Origin of the sequence: Bradyrhizobium campsiandrae, assembly GCF_014529705.1 — a bacterium.
In the GTDB taxonomy this organism is placed as follows: domain Bacteria; phylum Pseudomonadota; class Alphaproteobacteria; order Rhizobiales; family Xanthobacteraceae; genus Bradyrhizobium; species Bradyrhizobium campsiandrae.
Window position 1 is genome coordinate 1 of record NZ_JAANIH010000239.1, and the last position, 414, is coordinate 414.

The following is a 414-nucleotide window of genomic DNA, read 5'->3' on the forward strand; positions in this document are numbered from 1 at the left end:
AACTTATTTATCGTCCCTTTAACGAATCAAACCATCTCCAACCAACCCGTGTATTATCAAAATAATCTTGTCGTTCCTAATGTGGTAAAAGGTCCTTCTGGTGCGCCTATTGCACCTGCTACTATTAGCGACAATGGAACATATGCTAGTCCAAATTTAACTTGGAATTTAACTAGTTTTATTAATAATGTTAGCTACACGTTTAACCAATCAGTCACTTTCAAAAATACAACGGCTCCTTTTAGTGGAACAGTTACACAACCATTGACAGAAGTTTACGCTGTAGTTTTTGATGTGGACGGAGAGCAACCAAATGCGATGGTAGGTGTGAATGAATTAATTAACGAACCAACTGCTCCAGCCAAGGAAGGTTATATATTCGATGGATGGACGGACTCAACAACAGACGTGAAG

At 38.9% G+C, this 414-nt stretch carries 1 protein-coding gene; it reads left to right on the plus strand.

All coding sequences use genetic code 11. The features are described from left to right. On the plus strand, positions 1-414 hold a 414-nt coding region (locus G8O24_RS47255; protein WP_188108445.1), incomplete at both ends, for an Ig-like domain-containing protein.